Source organism: Micromonospora coriariae, from assembly GCF_900091455.1.
Classification (GTDB): Bacteria; Actinomycetota; Actinomycetes; order Mycobacteriales; family Micromonosporaceae; genus Micromonospora; species Micromonospora coriariae.
In genome coordinates this window covers 4,797,111-4,817,309 of record NZ_LT607412.1, presented here as the reverse complement: position 1 = coordinate 4,817,309, position 20,199 = coordinate 4,797,111, and the positions used below count along the sequence as shown (strand labels likewise).

The following is a 20,199-nucleotide window of genomic DNA, read 5'->3' as shown; positions in this document are numbered from 1 at the left end:
ATGGCCGTCACGCTCATCCCGGCCGAGGGCACGGCGCGGGCACCGCGCCAGAGCCGGCCGGGCCGCGACCGGCGGCGCCGCGGCGCCGCCCGCTGGGTGGTGCTCGCCGTGGTCACGATCGCCGCGCTCGCCATGCTGGTGCCGTTCGCGTTCATGCTGCTCAACGCGTTCAAGTCGCCGGCCGACTACTCCTCGGGCGGTCCGCTGAGCTGGCCGACGGAGTTCTACACCAAGGGTCTGCGGACGTACTGGACCACTGTGAACTTCCCGCTGAAGCTGTGGAACTCGGCGCTCATCGCCGGTTCGGTGGCGGTGCTCGGCGTCGTCGTCTCGCTGCTCAACGCGTACGCCCTGGGAATCGGCCGGGTCCGCGGCCGGCTCTGGATCGTCGGGCTCTTCCTGCTGGCCAACATGCTGCCGCAGGAAGCGCTGATCTACCCGCTCTACTACGTGGCCAAGGAGATCGGCCTCTACAACACCCGACTCTCGGTGATCATCATCTTCACCGTGATCCAGAGCGCGTTCGGCACCTACCTGCTCGCCTCGGTGCTGAGCACGTTTCCGCGCTCGCTGCTGGAGGCCGCCTCGCTGGACGGGGCCGGCAAGTGGACGGTGCTGTGGCGGGTGGTCTTTCCCAACCTGCGGCCCACCCTCGCGGTGCTGCTCATCTTCTTCTTCATCTGGACCTGGAACGAGTTCCTGATCCCGCTGGTCATGCTCATCGACAACCAGACGCAGACCATTCCGGTCGCGCTCGCGTCGTTGCAGGGCGACCGCCTGATGGACGCCCCGACCACCAACGCCGGCTCGCTGATCAGCCTGGTGCCGGCGATCCTCTTCTTCCTCATCTTCCAGCGCACTCTGGCGCGCGGCATCACGGCAGGAGCCGAGAAGTGAAGTTCACCGACGGGTACTGGCAACTGCGCCCCGGCGTCAGCGTGCTGCGCCCCGGCACAGTGGAATCGGTCGAGCCGGACGAGCGCGGCTTCACCGTCTTCGCGCCGGCCGGCCAGATCACCGGGCGCGGCGACACCCTCAACCGGCCCGTGGTCACCGTCCGGTTCTTCTCCCCCGCGCCGGGTGTCGTCGGCGTGACCATCGGCCACCACAGCGGCGGGCTGCCGCGCGAGCCCCACTTCGGGCTGGCCACCAACGACGAACATCCGGTGACCGTCGACATCACCGGGATCAGCGCGTCGCTGACCACCGGCGAGTTGACCGCCCGGGTCGCGCTCATCGACGGGTGGCGGGTCGACTTCCTGCACGGCGACCGGCTGGTCACCGCGTCCACCGCGCGCAGCGTCGGCATCGTCACCGACGGCGAGGGCCGCCGGCACGTGCACGAACGGCTCGCCCTCGGCGTCGGCGAGACGGTGTACGGGCTGGGCGAGCGGTTCGGCCCGTTCGTGAAGAACGGCCAGACCGTGGACATCTGGAACGCCGACGGGGGCACCGCCAGCGAGCAGGCGTACAAGAACGTGCCGTTCTACCTCAGCAGCGCCGGCTACGGGGTGTTCGTGGACCACCCCGAGCACGTGTCGTTCGAGGTCGGCTCGGAGGTCGTCACGCAGGCCCAGTTCAGCGTCGAGGGGCAGTCGCTCACCTACTACGTCATCGACGGGCCCACCCCGAAGGACGTGCTGCGCCGCTACACCGCGCTGACCGGCCGTCCGGCCCGCGTTCCCGCGTGGTCGTACGGGCTGTGGCTGTCCACGTCGTTCACCACCTCGTACGACGAGAAGACGGTGACGGAGTTCGTGGACGGGATGGCCGAGCGGGACCTGCCGCTGTCGGTGTTCCACTTCGACTGCTTCTGGATGCGCCAGTTCCACTGGGTCGACTTCGTCTGGGACCCGGCGACCTTCCCGGACCCGGAGGGGATGCTGCGCCGGCTGCACGAGCGTGACCTGAAGGTGTGCGTCTGGATCAACCCGTACATCGCGCAACGTTCGTACCTGTTCGAGGAGGGCCGGCAGGCCGGCTACCTGGTCCGCAACCCGGACGGGTCGGTCTGGCAGTGGGACAAGTGGCAGGCCGGCATGGCACTGGTCGACTTCACCAACCCGGACGCGGTCCGCTGGTTCACCGGCAAGCTCAAGGTGCTGCTGGACATGGGCGTCGACTGCTTCAAGACCGACTTCGGTGAGCGCATCCCGACCGACGTGGTGTGGCACGACGGCTCGGACCCGCAGCGGATGCACAACTACTACTCGTACCTCTACAACAAGGCGGTCTTCGAGCTGCTGGAGGCCGAGCGTGGGGAGGGTGAGGCGGTGCTGTTCGCCCGCTCGGCCACCACCGGGGGGCAGCAGTTCCCGGTGCACTGGGGTGGCGACTGCGAGTCGACGTTCGTGGCGATGGCCGAGTCGCTGCGCGGCGGGCTGTCCCTGGCGGCGTCCGGCTTCGGCTACTGGAGCCACGACATCGGCGGCTTCGAGGGCACCCCCGACCCGGCCGTGTTCAAGCGGTGGATCGCCTTCGGTCTGCTGTCCTCGCACTCCCGGCTGCACGGCTCCGGCTCGTACCGGGTGCCGTGGGCGTACGACGACGAGGCCGTCGACGTGCTGCGGCACTTCACCCGGCTCAAGCTCAGCCTGATGCCGTACCTGGCGGGCGCGGCGCAGGAGGCGCACCGCGACGGCATCCCGATGATGCGGCCGATGATCCTGGAGTTCCCGGACGACCCGACCGCCGCGCACCTGGACCGGCAGTACATGCTCGGCTCCGACGTGCTGGTCGCGCCCGTGCTCAGCGCCGACGGGGAGGTCACCTTCTACGTGCCCGCCGGCACCTGGACGCACCTGGTGACCGGCGCGCAGCTCACCGGTCCGGCCTGGGTCACCGAGAAGCACGAGTTCGACAGCGTGCCGGTGCTCGCCCGGCCGGGCGCGATCATCCCGTTCGGGGCGCGCTCGGACCGGCCCGACTACGACTGGGCCGACGGCGTGCAACTTCGGCTCTACACGCCGGCCGATGGGCAACGTCAACGGGTACGCATACCGGCGCCCGGGAGCGGGCCCGGCGTGGAGTTCGAGGTGAGCTTCCGCGACGGGGCGGCCACCGCCGAACTGGTGGCGGGCGCCTCGTCGGCGTACCACTGCGTGGTGGCCGGAACGGAGGTGGCGGCGCGATGACGTCACGTACCTTCCCGGAGAGCTTCGTCTGGGGCTCGGCCACGGCGGCGTACCAGATCGAGGGCGCGGCCACCGAGGACGGGCGCGGGCCGTCCATCTGGGACACCTACAGCCACACCCCCGGCCGGACCTTCAACGGCGACACCGGCGACGTCGCCGCCGACCACTACCACCGCTGGCAGCAGGACCTGGACCACATCGCCGAGCTGGGCCTGGGCGCGTACCGGTTATCCATCTCGTGGCCGCGCGTGCAGCCGGGCGGTTCCGGCCGCTTCAACCAGGCCGGCCTGGACTTCTACTCCCGGCTGGTGGACGGGCTGCTGGAGCGCGGGGTTCGCCCGGTCGCCACGATGTACCACTGGGACCTGCCGCAGGAGCTGGAGGACGCCGGCGGATGGCCGGTGCGGGAGACCGCGCTGCGCTTCCAGGAGTACGCCGCCGGCATCGTCGCCGCGCTCGGCGACCGGGTGCACACCTGGACCACGCTGAACGAACCGTGGTGCTCGGCGTACCTGGGCTACGCCTCCGGCGTGCACGCGCCGGGGCGTACCGAACCTGCGGCGGCGCTGGCCGCGGTCCACCACCTCAACCTGGCGCACGGCCTGGCCGGGCGGGTGGTCCGCGAGCTGGCGCCGACGGCCGAACTCTCGGTGACGCTGAACCTGCACGTGATCCGCCCGGAGTCCGACTCGCCGGCGGACGCCGACGCGGTACGGCGCATCGACGCGCTGGCCAACCGGTCGTTCCTCGGGCCGATGCTCGGCGGGGCGTACCCGGCGGACCTGCTGGCCGACACGGCGAGCGTCACCGACTGGTCGTTCGTCCGCGACGGCGACGAGAAGGTGGCCGCCGTGCCGCTGGACGTGCTCGGCGTCAACTACTACTCCAGCACCCTGGTCCGGGCCTGGGACGGGCACTCGGCCCGTTCGGACGCCGACGGTCACGGCGCTTCGACGCACTCACCGTGGGTCGGCGCCGACGACGTCGACTTCCTGCCTCAGCCCGGCCCGTACACGGCGATGGGCTGGAACATCGACCCGGCCGCGCTGACCGGGCTGCTGCTGCGGCTGCGCCAGGAGTACCCGGGCCAGCCCCTGATGATCACCGAGAACGGCGCGGCGTTCGACGACGTCGTGTCGGCCGACGGCACGGTGCACGACGAGCGGCGCGTCGACTACCTGCGCCGGCACATCGCCGCCATGGCGGATGCCCGCGAGCAGGGCGCGGACGTGCGCGGCTACTTCGTCTGGTCGCTGCTGGACAACTTCGAGTGGGGCTACGGCTACGACCGGCGGTTCGGGATCATCCGAGTCGACTACGACACCCAGGAGCGCACCTGGAAGGACAGCGCGCACTGGTACCGGCGCCTGGTCGCCAACGGTCGCCTCGATGAGCCGTCAGGCTGACCGGCGCGACGGTGCGGTAGAACTCGACGCCGCCGGGTCGTGGCTACCCTGAGGCCGTCCTCCACCAGTTGACTGGTGTGCCCCCGTCCGGCCAGAACTCGAGCAGGTCGCCCGGCGCAAGCCCGAGCGCGTGCTCGATCTCCGCAGGCGTCGCGGATGCGAGGTAGTCGGACAACGTCTCAGTGATGTCTTTCCAGTACCCGCGCAGCGTGCTCTCGGCCGTGAAGAGGCGTCTCGCGAGCTGGCCGTAGCTGAAGCCACGCGCGCGACCGTGCAGGACCTGACGCTGCCGATCGGTGAGCACCGTAATCGCCTTGCGCCGCACCAGCACTTCGAGGAGTCCGATGAGCGAATGAGGAATCACCGTTCCTCCAAGGGCGACCTCAGCGAAGTTCTGCTGTGCCGCGGCGGCCGACAGCGACTTCGAGACGATCCCGTGTGCGCCCGCCGCGATGCAGGCGGCCAGGACGAACCGACGCTCCTCCTGGCTGTAGACGCAGACCCGGTACCCGCCATCGGTCAACGCGCGGATCGCCGCGATGCCCTGCCGCACGTCGGGCTGCGCGGCGTTGGCCAGGTGCAGGTCGAGGACCACCAGATCAGCCGGGGGCCCTATTCGCACGAGCTCCTCCACCGTGGAAACGGCCGCCACGACCTGGATTTCGGACATCAGTATCGCAATCGACTCCCGGATGACCGAGGCGTCGTCGACCACTGCAACGGTTGGCCTCACAGCGCCCCCGCGCGCTTGGCGGGCGGCCCTGGGACGACCCGCGCCGCGTACGTGATCGTCACCGTCGTACCGTCCCCCACCTGAGAGGTCACCGCCACGGAGTACCCCTCGCGTTCCAGTTCGCCGACCACCACCTCGCGAAGGCCGATCCCCTGGCTGGCCGACGTGGAGTCGAAGCCGGACCCGTTGTCGTTGACTGTCAGGGTCCACGACCCGTCGGGGTCGGCGTCCAGGTGGACGACGACCATTTCTGCCTTCGCGTGCTCGCGGACATTCAGCAGCAGGCTGTCCAGTGCTCGTGTCACGACCTCGACCTTCGTCGGTGCCATCCTGATCCCCGTGCCGAGATCGAGTGCGAGCTCGATCGGCAGGTCTCTGAACCTGGTGCAGGTGCGGCGGACCTCGTCCGCGAATGAGGTCGTGCCTTCCCGCGATTGGTGTGGGTCGGGACGACCAGCGGGTTGCGTCGTCGTGCCGGGCGACGACTGGCAGCTCAGGTAGGCACGCATTCGCCGTAGCTCGACCTCCGCATGCTCGAGCAGGCGTACTCGGGTCGCGTCCGGGAGGTCGGGCTCGGTGAGAAGCCGCATCACGGCCACGCCGTTGTGCATGAGGACCTGGGCGCGGCGTTCCTCCTCGCGGCGGGCCAGCTCAGCCGCGACGGCGCGGGACGCGTCGGCGTCCCGCGCGATACGCCGCATGTACGTGCTGAACATGCGGCATACCAGCGCGTAGACCACGAACGTCAGCGCGTTGCCGATGACCGTGGTGAACCCCGGCCCCTGAAGGGTGGCGCCGGACACGTGGATCACGTAGCTGCCCGTGACGGAGAGCATGCCGACCGCCAGCACGACCGGTGACCTCGCCCCGATGGCCGTAATGATCACCGACAGCGCGTTGCCTGGCTGGAATCCCACCCAGGTGCCTACGCGGTCCTCGGGGCCGACGACCAAGGGCCCCACGAGCATCACGACGCTCGCGAGGGCGAAGTCCGCGAGAACGTAACCGGCGCCCAGTGGCCGGCCCCTCACCAGCGACGCGACGCTCACCGCCAGTGCGGCGAACGTCGCGGCCAGCCACGTCGTGAGGTAGAGACCCGGCCGTGCGGACGACTGCATCCCCACGTAGAGGGTCGGGACCATCTGGGCGACGGTGCCCAGGCGGACACCGGCGATGAAGATCGTGAACGCGCGTTCCACGCCGGCCGTCGTCGTGGGCAGCGCGCCGAGCCTGTTCCGGGCGACGTACAGGCTCATGGCTCTCCTGATCCGCTGTGCGGCGACGCTCTCGTCCGAGCGGTCCGTAGCGGTGCCAAGATAGCCGCCCGGCCGCGGCACTACGGGCCCAGGCTCGGCGGGATCGGGTTCCACGGCACGTTGGGCACCGGGGCGGTCAGGGCCGCGCTGATCGCCGCCGCATAGGCGGTGGTGCCCTGGTCGTTCGGGTGGAACGAGGCCATGCTGGTCGGCGAGTCGTCGCCGTCTCCCTGCTTCAGCAGCGTCAGTCCGTTGATCCAGTTGAACCCGAGTGGTTCGCAGGCGTCGTGCCGGCGGAACTGGTCGTCGACGGGGGCGAATGACACGTTCAGCCCGTCGGTCGCCCACAACTTGAGGATCAGGTCGCCCTGACTCCGCGTCAGGTACGTCTGCAGCGGGAGAATTTCGGTCAGCTCCCACGGCTCGACCCAGCAGGCCTCGGCGTCGTCGATCCTGAACACCGTCGGATATGTCGCGAGGACGATCTTGGCGTTCGGCGCCATAGCGTGGATCTTGCGGAGGAGCTTCTCGGTGTCGGGGATCGTGTGGTCGTCGAGCTGGTCGTACACGGTGTCCCAGATCGGGGACTCGGCACACAGCGGCTGGGCCACGCAGGTGGTGAGAACGTTCGAGAAGAGATCTCCGTCATTTCCGCCGATCGTCAGGACGACGTAGTCCGTGTCCGCGCTCAGGACCCCCGAGTACACCTGCGGATACTCCGACCACTGCCCCTTTCCGCGGTATCCGCCGGTTTCGGAGACGCGGGAGTACCAGGGCACACTCAACTGCTCGGTCACCGCCCCGGAGCACGCGACGAAACCCAACTCGACGTCGGAACTCCACCGGCCCTCCAGCGCGCCCACCGACTCGCTCATGCCCGGCATGACCAGCTTCCTCGCCCACGCCTCGGGGCTGCGCCGGCAGGAGTTCTGCCACTTCAGATCGCCACCGTCGGTGTTGGTCTCGGCGTAGTAGCCCGCCGGCCCGGAGTCCGCCGGGTCGCCGGTCCCCTCGCCGGACGAGTAGGAGTCACCGAGGACGGCCACCTTGACGGGTTCGCGGCTCAACGGCTGGAACGCGACGGCGTCCCACGCGACGTTCTCCGTCCCGTCGCCGTCGAGGGTGACGTTGGTGAGGCTCACGCTCGGCACACCGTTGAACTTGAACGCGCCCAACGAGACCCAGTTGTTGGCTTGGCGCTTCTGGTTGAGATAGCGCACGGTCGAGCGTCCGTCGCCCAGGTGGATCGTGTACTTGGCCTGCTGGGTCCGCGCGCCGTGGTCGGGCAAGTGCACCGCCACCCGCATCCAGCCGTACGCGGCTCGGTTCAGCTTCCAGGTGCCGACCGCCTCGAGGCGGTCCTGCATGCCCCCGGGGCTACCCGACCTCGTGTGACCGAAGATGAAGCGCCCACCGAAGCCAGCTCCGAGCTGATGGATATCGACCTTGGACGGCATGGTGCCATCGGGGTCGCTGGCGAAGCTCATGGCGAAGGTGCCGTCGCTCGGGATGTCCGCACACGGGCGGACGGAGGGCACACCGTTCAGGTCGTTGTCGACGATGTACGCGCCAGCCGGCGCGGCGTTCCCCGACGCCGACGCGCTGCGGCTGCAGTTCGGCGGGTACGGGGTGCCATTCGCCTCCTCCTCCCAGTCCTCGGGGAAGCGGATGAACTCGTACCCGCACTCGACGCTGCAGTCCTTCCAGGTCGCAGGTCGGTGATACCAGCATCGATAGTCGGGGGTGCCCCCTTCGGTGCTCAGACAGGGCCCGGGGATCTCCGGTTCACCCGGACTCCACGGGAACGTACCGACCAGGTCCTTGGCGCACCGGTTCGTCGCGTCGCAGAAGGTGTCCATCGGAGGCTTCACCGCGTACCGGTAGCTCTCGCTGTTCCACCACGCGCCGCGGAACGCGGGCACCTCCTTGCCGGGTGCTTCGTACAACCCCATCGGCCAGGCCGCCCACCCCATGACCCTCTCCGGGTAGGGCCACCAGTTCGGATGTACGGCATCCGAGAAGTGGTTGTTGTGGAGGAACGGATCGCGCTCCGGGTCGTACTTGGGGTTGGCGGGGTTGTTGTGCCAGCCGACCCCCCAGGCGCCGTTGTTCGCCGCGGCCTCGGACTGCGGATAGAAACCCGAGTTGTACGCCCAGGCGGCGTAGAACCAGTTCTCGATGTTCTGCGGATTTCCGCTGTTGATGATCAGACCCGCGTTGTACGTCTGGTTCCACTTCTGCACGAGGATCTGAAGTCCGGCGGCGACGTTGGAGGCGTAGTCCAGCGCGATCGCGTGTTGCTGCTGGTAGGTGCGCTCGCCGATCCGCATCCCGTCGGTCACCTGCATCACCCCGTAGCCGCAGTCCGCGTCGGCCATGGAGATGTCCCAGTCGTCGGCCTCGTCGTCGTTGTAGATGTCGATGCCGTAGTAGTTGCCGACGAGCGGGTTTCCGGTGACGCCGGGCATGGCGTATCTCGCGGCCTGCCACAGATTGGATTCCTGCATGGCGATGCCGAGGACGACCTGCGCCGGGACGTGACTCGTCGGCCAACCGGCGATCGCCGGTGTCGGGAAGAGTTGCAGCGGCTTGGCGCTGCCCAGCTCGACCCGGGTGCGCCAGCCGTCCACACCGGTGGGATTCCACAGGGCGTCGAGGTTTTTCGTAACCGCCTGGTTCACCGCCCATTCGACCTGCCTCGGCTTCGGCTGCATGGCCTGCCGTCTGTGGTCATTGCGGGCAATCGCGCAGGTACGTTCACCGGCGGACTCGGGAAGGTCGTCGACGACCAGACTGCTCGACGCGGTCGTCGTGGATGTGAGGTTCAGCGCCGGCGAGATCTCGTCTCCGGGTGTCACCGGCGCGGATGCCGCGGTGTCAGGGCTGCCGCTGGCACGCTTCGAGCCGCCGGTCGCGGTGCCGGTGACCGGCGCAGGTCCCTGGCCGGGTGCCGTCCCGGCGGTCGTGGGGTGGGCCAGGTCGATGCCCAGCCGGACCGTCTGGTCGGTGGCCGGGACGGTGAGTGACAGCTCGATCGGGGCGTTCTCACCCTCGGCCTGCGGGACGCGCCCACCGGTCCAGTCGACGTCGTGTACGAAGGCCGCAGCCCTGGTGCTGGCGCTCGCGCCTGGCGCGACCCGCGGAAGGTGCTTGAGGTAGCGCGCCGAGCCGCGGACCTTCGCCGCGCCGAGAACCGCGATCCTGCCGTGCGCGGCCGGCGCCAGGCTGAAGTCACCGAAGGTGCCGCGGGCGATCTCCGTCGGCTTGGTCACCGCGGCGTCGGTGGCGGTCGACCGGGGCGAGCCCCGCCCGAGCTGCTCGCGGCTCAGGCGCAGCGCGACCAGTTCGTCCCGTGCGGGCGTTCCCGCCGCCGACGGCGCCCGCTGCGCCTTGCTGCCCGGTGCCGCCGCCGGAATTCGGTCCAGGAGCACCACGCCGCCGTCGGCGTCGGCGGTCAGCCGGAAGGGCACACCGGTGGTCCTGGCGACGGTCGCGACCGCGCCGTGGTCGTCGACCCGTACGACCTGTGCACCCTTGGCCGCCGCGATCCTGGTCCGACTGAGGGGAATCGCCGATGTCACCTGCCCGTCGAGCTCGACCGGCCGCGCGCCGACCGTACCGCGGCGGGCGTCGACGACCACCAGACGGGTTTGCCCCTGGTCGTCGCGGGCCTTCGCCTGGGTCAGGACGGCGAGGTCGTCGGCGCCGCATCCGGGGTTGAAGTAGGCGAGGGAGGCGGTGACTCCCAGCTTGGTCACCGTGCCGCCCCGGAGGTCGACGACCGCGGTGAAGCCGCCCCGGTCGTAGAGGTCGGGCTTGTTCGCGAATGCCCGGGGCGCGTACACGGCGACCACCTTGTCGCCGGAGGAGGTGAGGCACGCTTGCCCGACCCACTGGTCGACGTCGACCAGGCTCTCGCGCAGCGTCGCGACGACTCGCCACTCGTATCCCTCTGCTGCGTCGGCCTTGAGGATGTGGAACCCACGCCCGTCGGCCGTGGTGGCCCAGGCGACGTCGTCCGAGGTCTTCCAGCCCCGGGCGAGGACGCGGTCACGGTTCTGCTCCGGAACCGCCCGCGGTGCGAGCCCTTCGCCCGGCGACTCGGGCTGCCGGCCGCCGGGCGTCGCACTGCTCCGCCCGTCGTCGACGGGCCGCGCCGCCTGGGCGGACGCGGCGGGAATGCTGAGGAGCGCGGCCACGAGCAGCAGTGCGGCGTGCCTGCGGGCGCGGACAACCGTCGGGCGGGTCTGCATGTGCGTCTCCGGGGGGTGGGAGGGCTACGGGGGCTCGCGTTCACGCCGTCGAGGTGCGGCTCGCAGGAGGTTCGGCTGATCGGGGTGACCGCCGTCGGGCGAGGGACCCGCAGAGCAGGTTGGGTGCCGGGCCGACGGTCGCCGGTCCGGCACCCACACACCGGCTGTCAGAGTCCGAACCACCCGACACGGATAGCCATGTCGAAGCCGCGCCAGGTGTAGTAGCCGGGGGCACCGTCGATCGGACCCTCATAGCCGCCGTTTCGGGCGATGAGCTGGATGCCCTTGTAAGTGTTCGTGCCCGGGATTCCATCGATCGGGCCGCTGTAGACATTCGAGGCCGTCAGATAACGCTGGACGCCCTTCCACGTGTTCACCCCGGGGTAGCCGTCGGCAGGACCGGTGTAGCCGTAACTCGCCGCCGGTCCAGCCTGGAGGCGGCACCACATCGGCATGTCGGTGGCGCTCCCGCTGTACGTCAGGACGTACAGGTTGGCCATGCAGAACGGGGTGATGCTGGAGTTGGCCGCCTGGGCCGGCTGGGCGAGCGTCAAGCCGGCGAGCGACATGGCCAGTGCGACGGCCACCGCCGGGATTCGCTTCGATTTCATGGTGTTCCTCTCCGAGAACGTTCGCCTGATCCAGACGTTGCGATCGACCCATGGCACGTGAGGGATTTCTGTTCCCTAGCCGGGCGCCGGCAGGATGCCCCGCGTTCGCCGGGTCCTGCATGCGCCTACGGCGTCGGCAACCTCTGATTCCTCGTGCCCTGTGAGATCTTGATGACGCTGCTAACCGCGATCGATCTGGAGGTGACGCTAGTCATCGTGTGCGGTCGCGCGCACCCAACGAATCCGCGAAAACCGCGGCGCCACATCGTGGTGGCGGCGGTGCCGGCAACGGCGGCGTGGCGGGGCCGAGGTCCGTTCTGGGCGAGCGCGGCGGCGTTGTTGATCTCGGCGCCGACCATGGCCACGGCCTGGCCCTCGGCCTGAAGTCGAGCCCACGCTCGCGGAACAGCCGCAACCGACTGGCTCGGAGCCAGTCGGCGGTGTTCGTACGCACGGTCGATCGCCGGAGGTCGTGGTGGCAAAGGGTGCCGGGCAGTTAGTCCGTGGCCGCCACCACCTCGGGCCAGCACTCCCCGAGCGTCCGCAGCCCGGTCGGCGGCGCCGCCGACCGCGCGGCGACGGCGCTGGCTGCTCGCAGGGGACCGGCCGGCTCAGCGTGTAGTCAGGCAGCCGGTCCCGAACCAGCCGGTCCGGCGTCCGTTCGCCGCCCGACCAGGTCCACCCCGGTGGGAGAGACGGTCAGCGGGTCAGACGCCGACGCGCTGCGGCGGGACCGTGAGCCCGTAGAGCGCCATCAACTCCGGGCTGTCGACCCGACTGCCGTCGGCCACCGAGTCACAGCCGATGTCGACGATCTGGTCCTTGTGTGCCAGCAGGTACGGTCGGGCGCCCACGTCCGCGCTGGCCAGCGTGGCGATGCCGGGCCAGTGCCGGCGGCCGAAGAGCATCGGGTAGCCGCGCAGCCCGTCGTAGGTGGCGCAGACAAGCACGTCCGGGTACGGCAGCGCGGCCACCCGCCGGACGGCGGCGGCGGTCAGGCCCGGCATGTCGACCGGGACCACCACCACCGCCTCGATCCCCTCGTCCTCCATGGCGGCCAGGCCGGCGCGGATGGACGAGCCGACCCCGGTGCCCCACGCCTTGTTGATGACCACCGTGGCCCTGCCCAGGTCGGCGGTTTCCCGGACCTGGTCGGCGGCGGCACCCAGTACGACCACGATCTGCTCGCAGCCCGCCTCGGTCATCGTGTCGATCATCTGGTTGACCAGGGGCTTCTCCCCCTGGTGCAGCAGCGCCTCGGGACCACCGATGCGGCGCCCCCCGCCCGCGGCGATGATCATTCCTGCGATCCGGTTCAGCTGGGCCCCCTCCACCGTGGAGCGGACCGGGCACGGCGGCACCCGGTCCGTCCCGTCCTACGGACACCGGATGCAACGAGTGCGGACAGCCTCGGGTAGCGGGGCAAATAGGAAAATTGTGCGCTATGCCGCGTCGGCGTAGCAGTCGACGATGGACAGATCCAGCGGAAATCGCACCGGAGTGTCACCGAACAGCAGCGCGGTGGCCCGCTCACCGCTGCGACGAACCGCCTCCGCCACCGCCTCGGCCTGTGCCGCCGGACAGTGCACGACCACCTCGTCGTGCTGAAAGAAGACCAGCTCGGCGTCGGTGCCGGCCAGCTCGGTGCGCAGCGTGGCCAGCAGCGTCGAGGCCCACTCCGCGGCGGTGGCCTGGATGACGAAGTTGCGGGTGAAGCGCCCCCGCGACCGGGCGGCGCGGGCCCGGGGACTCTGCGGGTCGGCCACGCCATCGGGGTCGCTCGGCCCGTCCGGGTCACCGAACCCGGCTGAACCGGGCGGGCAGGTGCGCCCCAGCCACGAGCGCACCAGCCCGCCCGCCTCACCCGTGCGCGCCGCCGCCTCGACGTAGCCGAACGCCGTCGGGTAGCTGCGCTTCAACACCGCCAGCGCGGGCACCGCCGCTCCGCCGGTCTGCCCGTACATCGCGCCGAGCAGGGCCACCTTGGCCTTGGCCCGGTCACCGGCGAAGGCATCCCGGGCCAGCGCGGCGTACAGGTCGCCGGCCCCGCCCGCCGCCGCCAGCCGGGCGTCGCCCGAGACCGCGGCCAGCACCCGGGGCTCCAACTGGCCGGCGTCGGCGACCACCAACCGCCGGCCCGGGTCGGCCACCACCGCCCGGCGAATCACCTTCGGGATCTGCAACGCGCCACCGCCCCGGGTGGCCCAGCGGCCCGAGACCACCCCGCCCGGGACGTACTCCGGCTGGAATCGCCCGTCGCGGACCCACTGCTCGCGCCAGGACCAGCCGTGCGCCGTCCAGATCCGGTAGAGCTCCTTGTATTCCAGCACCAGCGGCACCGCCGGATGGTCCACCCCGCGCAGCACCCAGGCCCGGGTATTGGGCAGCTCCACCCCGACCCGGGCGAACGCCTTCAGCAGCTCGGCCGGGGAGTCGGCGTGCAACTGACGGACGCCGAACGCGTCGGCGATCCGGGCGGCCAGCTCGGCCAGGCGGCGCGGCGGGCCGCCGACCGGTGACGGCTCACCGAGCAGCTCGGCGAGGATGGCGTCGTGCACCTCGGCCCGCCACGGCAGCCCGGCGACACCCATCTCCACCGCGATCAGCGCGCCGGCCGACTCGGCGGCCACCAGCAGCCGGAACCGACCCGGATGCTCGGTGGCGGCGACCCGGGCGAGCTGGTCGGCGTACACCCGGGTCAGGGCGTCGACCCCCGGGCCCGCCGGGCCGGGCAGCGCGTCGAAGAGTGCGCCCTGCCCGTGCCCCGGCGGCGCGGCCGGGCGCGGCGGCGGGTCGGGTGGCACCGGCGCGCCGCTGAGCCGGGCCCAGGCGGCGGCGAACGAGCGCGGCTCACCCCAGCGGCCGGCGTGGCCGAGCAGCAACGCCTCGGTCAGCTCCACGTCGTGGCAGCGCTCGACGCGCACCCCGGCCCGCAGCAACGCCGGATAGACCGCGCCGGCGGCCGGCCAGATCCAGCGCGGACGCTCGGCGGCCTCCCGCGCGGCCACCGCCGCGGCCAGGTCGGTGACGGCCTCGGTCGGACCGGTGGGGTCTCCGGCGGCGTCCAACGGGCGCAGCTCTCCCCCACCCCGCTCATCCGCCACCACCGCCACCAGCACAGATGCGATTCTGCCTCGCCCCTCTGACAGGAACGCAAAGGTGCCCTTCCTTACATCTCGGCCTGCGCCGGCAAACGGGTCGATGGGTCGTGAAAGGGCTCGGTAGCGTGGCCGGGTGCCCCCGCAGATTCCGCATTCCGACCCTGGCACTCCGGAAACCGGGGGTCCGATGCGGTACCTCTGGTGGCTGGTCCGCCGCCAGCCCTGGCGGGTGCTGCGCGGCAGCCTGCTCGGCACGGCCTGGATGATCGGGCTGTCGGTCCGGCCCTACCTGATCGCCCGCGCCGTCGACGACGGGCTGCGCGCGGGCGACACCCGGGCCCTGGCACTCTGGGTGGCGGCGATCGTCGTCGCCGGCGTGGGGCTGTCGTACCTGGGCATCATGCGGCACCGCACGATGACCTTCATCCGGGAGGACGCCAAGGCCCGGTCGGCCGCCGTCGTGCTGCGGCAGCTGTCCCGGATCGGCGCGGTGCTGCCGCGCCGGGTCGCCGCCGGCGAGGTGGCCACCATCGGCGGCTCCGACATCGACTGGTCGGCGCAGGTGCTCACGCTGACCGGGCCGGGCGTCGGCGCGGTCGTCGCGTACGCGGTCATCGCCGTGGTCCTCTGGTCCATCTCCCCGATGCTCGCGCTCTGCATCCTGGTGGGCGTGCCCGCCGTCGGGCTGGTCGTCGGCCCGCTGCTCCGCCGCCTGGAACGGGCCGAATCGGTCTACCGCAAGCAGCAGGGCGCGCTCACCGCCCGATCCGGCGACATCGTGGCCGGGCTTCGGGTGCTCGCCGGGGTGGGCGGTCGAGACCTGTTCGCCCGCCGGTACGCGGCCAGATCCCGCGACCTGCTCGCCGAGGGCTACCGGGTCGGCGCGGTCAACAGCTGGATCGACGCGGCGACGGTCGCCATCCCCGGGCTGTTCCTGGCGGCGGTGGTGTGGCTGACGGCCCGGATGGCGGTGGCCGGTGACGTCACGATCGGTGAGCTGGTCGCCGTCTACGGCTACGTGGCGACCCTGATCGTGCCGGTCTGGTTCCTGCTCGAAGGCAGCCACCAACTGATCCGCGGGCGGGTCGCCGCCCGGCGGATCGTCGCCCTGCTCCAACTCGCCCCGGACGACGTCGGTGGCCCGCGCAGCGCACCGGATCGGCGAAGTGGCGTTCCGGACCGACGCCGCCCGGACGTCGTATCCGCGCCGGAGCACCCCGCGGACCTGCACGACCCGGTGACCGGGCTGACCATCCCCGTCGGCCGGCTGACAGGCGTGGCCGCCGACGACCCTTCGGCGGCGCTGGCCCTGGCCGACCGGCTCGGCCGGTACGTCGCCAGCGAATCCACCTGGGACGGTGTCCCGCTGACCGGAATCGCCCTGGACGAGGTCCGCGCGCGCATCCTGGTCGCCGATCACGACTCGTACCTGTTCCCCGGCACGCTGCGGGACATCCTGCTCTCCCGGACCGAGTCCGACGACGCCCGGCTTAACGACGACCCTCTGAGCGCCCACGACGACCGGATCACCGCGGCTCTGCGGGCCGCGTCGGCCGAGGACATCGTCGACGCGCTGCCGGCCGGGCTGGACACCGTGATCGACGCCCGGGCCCGTACGCTCTCCGGCGGCCAGCGCCAACGCGTACGCCTGGCCCGGGCGCTGCTCGCCGAGCCGGAGGTGCTGATCCTCGTCGACCCCACGTCGGCGGTGGACGCGCACACCGAGGCGCGGATCGCCGAACGGCTACGTGTCGCGCGAGCCGGACGGACGACTGTCGTGCTCGCCACCTCGCCGCTGCTGCTCAGCCGGACCGACCTCGTCGCTCACCTGCGTGCGGGCCGGATCGTCGCCACCGGCACCCACACCGACCTGCTCCAGCAGGATCCCGGTTACCGGCATCTGGTGGCCCGGGACAGCGCCGATCCGGACGTGGATCGACCCGCCGACGTCGAGGGGGCCTTTCCGTGAGCCGACTGCCGGTGGCGGACCGCAGGACCGTACGCCGCGCGCTGCGGGACCTGATCGGCCGGCACCGGCGCTCGGTCGGCATCGTGCTGGCGCTGCACGCCGCCGCCGCGGTCGCCGGGCTGGCCCCGCCGTGGCTGCTGGGCACCATCGTCGACCGGGTCAGCGCGGGTGCGGGTGTGGCCACCGTGGATCGCCTGGCCCTGGCGATCGGCGGGTGCGTCCTGGTGAGCGCGTTGCTCTCCCGGTACGCGCAGTACGCCGGTCACCGGTTCGGGGAGCGGGCCGTCGCCGAGTTGCGCGAGGAGTTCGTCGACAGGACGCTCGGGCTGCCCGTCTCGGTCGTCGAGCGGGCCGGTTCCGGGGACCTGGCCACCCGCAGTTCCGTCGACGTGTCGACGGTCGGCACCACGGTCCGGGACGTGGTGCCCACCATCGTCATCGCCTCGGTGCAGCTGACGCTGCTGTTCGGGGCGGTCTTCCTGCTGCACCCGCTGCTCGGGCTGGTGGCGCTGGCCGGGCTGCCGTCGATCTGGGCGGTGACCCGTTGGTACCTGCGGCGGGCCAGCTCCGCGTACCTCGCCGAGGGTGCGGCGTCCGCGGAGCTGACCGAGACGCTGACCACCACCGCCGAGGGCGCCCGCACCGTCGAGGCGCTGCGGCTGGCCGACGATCGGATCCGGCACGGCACCACGCGCATCGCCCTGGTGTGGCGGGCCCGGCGGGCGACCCTCGCACTGCGTACGGTGTTCTTCAGCGTGGTGGAGGCCAGCTATCCGCTGCCGGTCGCCATGGTTCTGCTCGTCGGCGGGTATCTGCTCGCCGAGGAGATGGTGTCGCTCGGCGCGGTGGTCGCCGCCGCGCTCTACCTGCAGCAGGCGATCGATCCGCTGGACCGGCTGCTGCAGTGGACGGAGCAGGCGCAGCGCGGCTTCGCGTCGTTCGCCCGGGTGCTCGGCGTCGGCCTGGTCCCACCGGAGCCGCCCGGCACGGTCGCCACGTCGCGGGGAGAGCGACTCGTCGTACGCGAGGCGCGGTTCTCGTACGGCGGTGGGCGCGACGTGCTGCACGGCATCGACCTGGAGGTACACCCCGGGGAGCGGTTGGCCGTCGTCGGCCCGTCGGGGGCCGGCAAGTCCACCCTGGCCCGGCTGCTGGCCGGGATCGACGCGCCGCGCCGCGGCGTCGTCAGCATCGGTGGCTGCCCGGTGACCGACCTCGACCCGACCGAGCGTCGTCGCCGGATCGCGCTGGTCACTCAGGAACACCACGTCTTCATCGGCTCGCTCCGCGACAACCTCGCGTTCGCCGCCCCGGACGCATCGGACGAGCAGATGCGCTCGGCGCTGATCACGGTGGGCGCCGACTGGCACGCCGACCTGCCCGACGGCCTGGACACCGCGCTCGGGGACGGGGCCCGGCAGCTCGGCGCGGCCGAGGCGCAGCAACTGGCGCTGGCCCGGTTGGTGCTCGCCGACCCGCACACGCTGATCCTGGACGAGGCGACCGCCGCCCTCGATCCGACGACCGCCCGGCGTACCGAGCGGGCGTTGGCCGCCGTGCTGGTCGGGCGGACCGTCATCGCCATCGCGCACCGGCTCAACACCGCGCACGACGCCGACCGGGTCGCCGTCCTGGCCGACGGTCGGATCACCGAGATCGGCAGCCACGACGAACTCGTGACGGCCGGCGGGGCGTACGCCGCTCTCTGGCACTCCTGGCACGCCCACGACCACCCGAGATGAAAGGAAGGGCACCTTGTTAACGCCTCCGGTATAGAAAGGGCCCCCTATTAACAACCTCCGCGTCAGCACGTGCCCGTGCTGCGGTCGACACCGGCCGACGAGGTGTTAACAGGGGGCCCTTCCTATGCACCAGGCGTTAATAAGGTGCCCTTCCTTACTTCACGGCGCCGGAGGTGAGGCCGGCCTGGATCTGCCGTTGGAAGATCGCGTACACGATGATCATCGGGAGGATGGCGATGGTCAGCGCGGCGAACAACCCGGACCAGTCCGCCTCGTAGCCGGCGTTGACGGAGATGTCCGCGATGCCCTGGGTGAGCACCCACTTGTCCTTCGCGTTGGAGAGCAGCACCAGGGGAAGTTGGTACTGCGCCCACTGACCGATGATGTTGAAGATCGCCACGCTGATCAGGCCCGGCTTCGCCATCGGCATCATCACCTGGAAGAACAGCCGGGTGTGCCCGCAGCCGTCGATCAGCCCCGCCTCGGCCACCGACGACGGCAGCGTCTTGAAGAACGCGGCCAGGAAGAAGATCGTGAACGGCAGCGAGTACGCGATGTACACCAGCACCACCCCGGTGTGGGTGTCCAGCAGGCCCAGGTTCTTCACCACGAAGAAGAGCGGCACCAGGGCCAGGAAGACCGGGAAGGCCAAACCGGAGACGAAGAGGTAGTAGATCGCGCGGTTGCCCCAGAACTTGTACCGGGCCAGCACGTACGCCGCCATCGAGCCCAGCAGCATGGTGCCGAAGGTGCTGCACCCGACCACGATGACGCTGTTGAGGAAGTACCGGCCGACGTGCGCCTTGGTCCAGGCCCGGCCGAAGTTCTCCCAGCGCAGTTCGGCCGGGAGCGTCCACGGGCTGCTGAAGATCTCGGTCGTGTTCTTGAACGCGGCGAGGAAGGTCCAGAGGATTGGCACGATCACGATCACCGCCCACACGGCGAGCGCGATGTGCCCCAGACCGGCGAAGAGCCGTGCCTCCGAGCGGGGGCCCTTGCGCTCCCGCCCACCGGGGGCACCCGGGTCGCCGGTCTTCGGCGGTAGCGCCGCCGGCGTCGGCGGCAGCGTCGACTGCGGGTTCATCAGTACTCCACGCTTTCCCGCTTGGTGAGCCGCAGCGTCAGCGCCGCGAACGTGAGGGTCAGGAAGAAGAGCGCCACACCCATCGCGGAGGCGTAGCCGTATTTCGAGTAGACGAACGCGTTGCGGTAGATCTCCATGGCCAGCACCGTTGTGGCGCCGTCCGGGCCGCCGCCGTCCACGGAGAGCACCGCGACGATGGCGAACGCGTCGAACGCCGCGATGCCCAGGTAGACCCAGGCGACCTGGAGGGTGTCCCAGAGCAGCGGCAGGGTGACCCGGAAGAACAGGGTCACCTTGGTCGCCCCGTCCATCTCGGCGGCCTCGTAGATCTCACCCGGGATGGAGGCCATCCCAGCCGAGAAGAGCACCACGTAGAAGCCGACCGCCTGCCAGACCAGCACCGCGATGATCGACCAGAGGGCCAGGTTCGGCCGGATCAGGAAGAGCACCGGATCGAAGCCGAGCTTCATCAGCACGCCGTTGATCAGGCCGGACTCGTTGGGCCGGTAGACCATCTGGAACAGCACAGCGATGATGGCCACCGCGAGGACCTGGGGGAAGAAGAACACCACCCGGTAGAACTTCGCCCCCCAGACCCCCTGGCGTTGCCCGCCGCTGCTCTTGCCGCCCACGTTGAGCAGGAACGAGAAGAACAGGGCGATGGCGATGGTGATCAGCGGCAGGGCAAGCAGCAGTACGCCGTGGTGCTGGACCGCCTTCCAGAAACTGCCGTCGTCGAGCAGCCTCCGGTAGTTGTCGAAGCCCACCCACTGCGGGGCCGACAGCCCCCGCCAGTTGGTCATCGAGATCTGGAACGCCTGCGCGTACGGCGCGATGACGAAGACCACGTACAGCGTGACCGGGGCGAACAGGAACCCGATCACGAACGGATACTTGCCGTGCCGCATGA

Annotated in this window: 15 protein-coding genes; 7 read left to right on the top strand and 8 right to left on the bottom strand. The window is 70.7% G+C overall.

All coding sequences use genetic code 11. The features are described from left to right. Genes GA0070607_RS22445 through GA0070607_RS22435 form a run of 3 tightly spaced genes read left to right on the top strand, consistent with a single transcriptional unit; the run spans position 1 to position 4,540 of the window. Positions 1-897: a carbohydrate ABC transporter permease gene (locus tag GA0070607_RS22445; protein ID WP_089019957.1), complete on the top strand. Its 897-nt coding sequence runs from the start codon at positions 1-3 to the stop codon at positions 895-897. After that, positions 894-3,134, top strand: a complete 2,241-nt coding sequence (yicI, locus tag GA0070607_RS22440; protein ID WP_089019956.1) for an alpha-xylosidase — start codon at positions 894-896, stop codon at positions 3,132-3,134. The genes GA0070607_RS22445 and yicI overlap by 4 nt, the downstream gene beginning before the upstream one ends. Further along, positions 3,131-4,540, top strand: coding sequence for a GH1 family beta-glucosidase (locus GA0070607_RS22435; protein ID WP_089019955.1), 1,410 nt, complete (start codon positions 3,131-3,133; stop codon positions 4,538-4,540). Before yicI ends, GA0070607_RS22435 begins: the two co-directional genes overlap by 4 nt. A 43-nt stretch (positions 4,541-4,583) precedes the next feature. Here GA0070607_RS22435 and GA0070607_RS22430 read toward each other — a convergent pair whose 3' ends face one another. From GA0070607_RS22430 to GA0070607_RS22415, 4 genes are all read right to left on the bottom strand, one after another. Continuing rightward, positions 4,584-5,255 (bottom strand): helix-turn-helix domain-containing protein, encoded by a 672-nt coding sequence (locus GA0070607_RS22430; RefSeq protein ID WP_197701115.1) that lies wholly within the window; start codon positions 5,253-5,255, stop codon positions 4,584-4,586. Between the two features lie 14 nt (positions 5,256-5,269). Continuing rightward, on the bottom strand, positions 5,270-6,529 hold the full coding sequence (locus tag GA0070607_RS22425; RefSeq protein ID WP_231930150.1) for an ATP-binding protein: 1,260 nt from the start codon (positions 6,527-6,529) through the stop codon (positions 5,270-5,272). An 80-nt stretch (positions 6,530-6,609) separates the two neighbouring features. Then, positions 6,610-10,782: a golvesin C-terminal-like domain-containing protein gene (locus GA0070607_RS22420; protein ID WP_089019953.1), complete on the bottom strand. Its 4,173-nt coding sequence runs from the start codon at positions 10,780-10,782 to the stop codon at positions 6,610-6,612. A gap of 167 nt (positions 10,783-10,949) precedes the next feature. After that, entirely contained in the window at positions 10,950-11,282 is a 333-nt protein-coding gene (locus GA0070607_RS22415) for a hypothetical protein (RefSeq protein ID WP_157743198.1), read from the bottom strand. On the opposite strand from GA0070607_RS22415, the gene GA0070607_RS32435 reads away from it, so the two are divergent. Both GA0070607_RS32435 and GA0070607_RS32430 read left to right on the top strand, forming a co-directional pair. Further along, positions 11,281-11,454, top strand: coding sequence for a hypothetical protein (locus GA0070607_RS32435; protein WP_157743197.1), 174 nt, complete (start codon positions 11,281-11,283; stop codon positions 11,452-11,454). The genes GA0070607_RS22415 and GA0070607_RS32435 overlap by 2 nt on opposite strands. Positions 11,455-11,564: 110 nt before the next feature. Then, entirely contained in the window at positions 11,565-11,777 is a 213-nt protein-coding gene (locus tag GA0070607_RS32430; protein ID WP_157743196.1) for a hypothetical protein, read from the top strand. Between the two features lie 323 nt (positions 11,778-12,100). Here GA0070607_RS32430 and GA0070607_RS22410 read toward each other — a convergent pair whose 3' ends face one another. Continuing rightward, positions 12,101-12,694: a nucleotidyltransferase family protein gene (locus GA0070607_RS22410; RefSeq protein ID WP_089019951.1), complete on the bottom strand. Its 594-nt coding sequence runs from the start codon at positions 12,692-12,694 to the stop codon at positions 12,101-12,103. A gap of 141 nt (positions 12,695-12,835) precedes the next feature. Further along, positions 12,836-14,542 (bottom strand): bifunctional 3'-5' exonuclease/DNA polymerase, encoded by a 1,707-nt coding sequence (locus GA0070607_RS22405; RefSeq protein ID WP_089022026.1) that lies wholly within the window; start codon positions 14,540-14,542, stop codon positions 12,836-12,838. Between the two features lie 139 nt (positions 14,543-14,681). Between GA0070607_RS22405 and GA0070607_RS22400 the strand changes: the two genes are divergently transcribed. Together GA0070607_RS22400 and GA0070607_RS22395 are read left to right on the top strand one after the other, a co-directional pair. Then, complete coding sequence (locus tag GA0070607_RS22400) at positions 14,682-16,463, top strand: ABC transporter ATP-binding protein (RefSeq protein ID WP_231930148.1); 1,782 nt, start codon at positions 14,682-14,684, stop codon at positions 16,461-16,463. Further along, entirely contained in the window at positions 16,460-18,205 is a 1,746-nt protein-coding gene (locus tag GA0070607_RS22395) for an ABC transporter ATP-binding protein (RefSeq protein ID WP_089019949.1), read from the top strand. The genes GA0070607_RS22400 and GA0070607_RS22395 overlap by 4 nt, the downstream gene beginning before the upstream one ends. A gap of 154 nt (positions 18,206-18,359) precedes the next feature. Here GA0070607_RS22395 and GA0070607_RS22390 read toward each other — a convergent pair whose 3' ends face one another. Together GA0070607_RS22390 and GA0070607_RS22385 are read right to left on the bottom strand one after the other, a co-directional pair. Continuing rightward, positions 18,360-19,289, bottom strand: coding sequence for a carbohydrate ABC transporter permease (locus GA0070607_RS22390; RefSeq protein ID WP_089019948.1), 930 nt, complete (start codon positions 19,287-19,289; stop codon positions 18,360-18,362). Beyond that, positions 19,289-20,197: a carbohydrate ABC transporter permease gene (locus tag GA0070607_RS22385; protein WP_089019947.1), complete on the bottom strand. Its 909-nt coding sequence runs from the start codon at positions 20,195-20,197 to the stop codon at positions 19,289-19,291. The genes GA0070607_RS22390 and GA0070607_RS22385 overlap by 1 nt, the downstream gene beginning before the upstream one ends. Positions 20,198-20,199 lie beyond the last annotated feature (2 nt).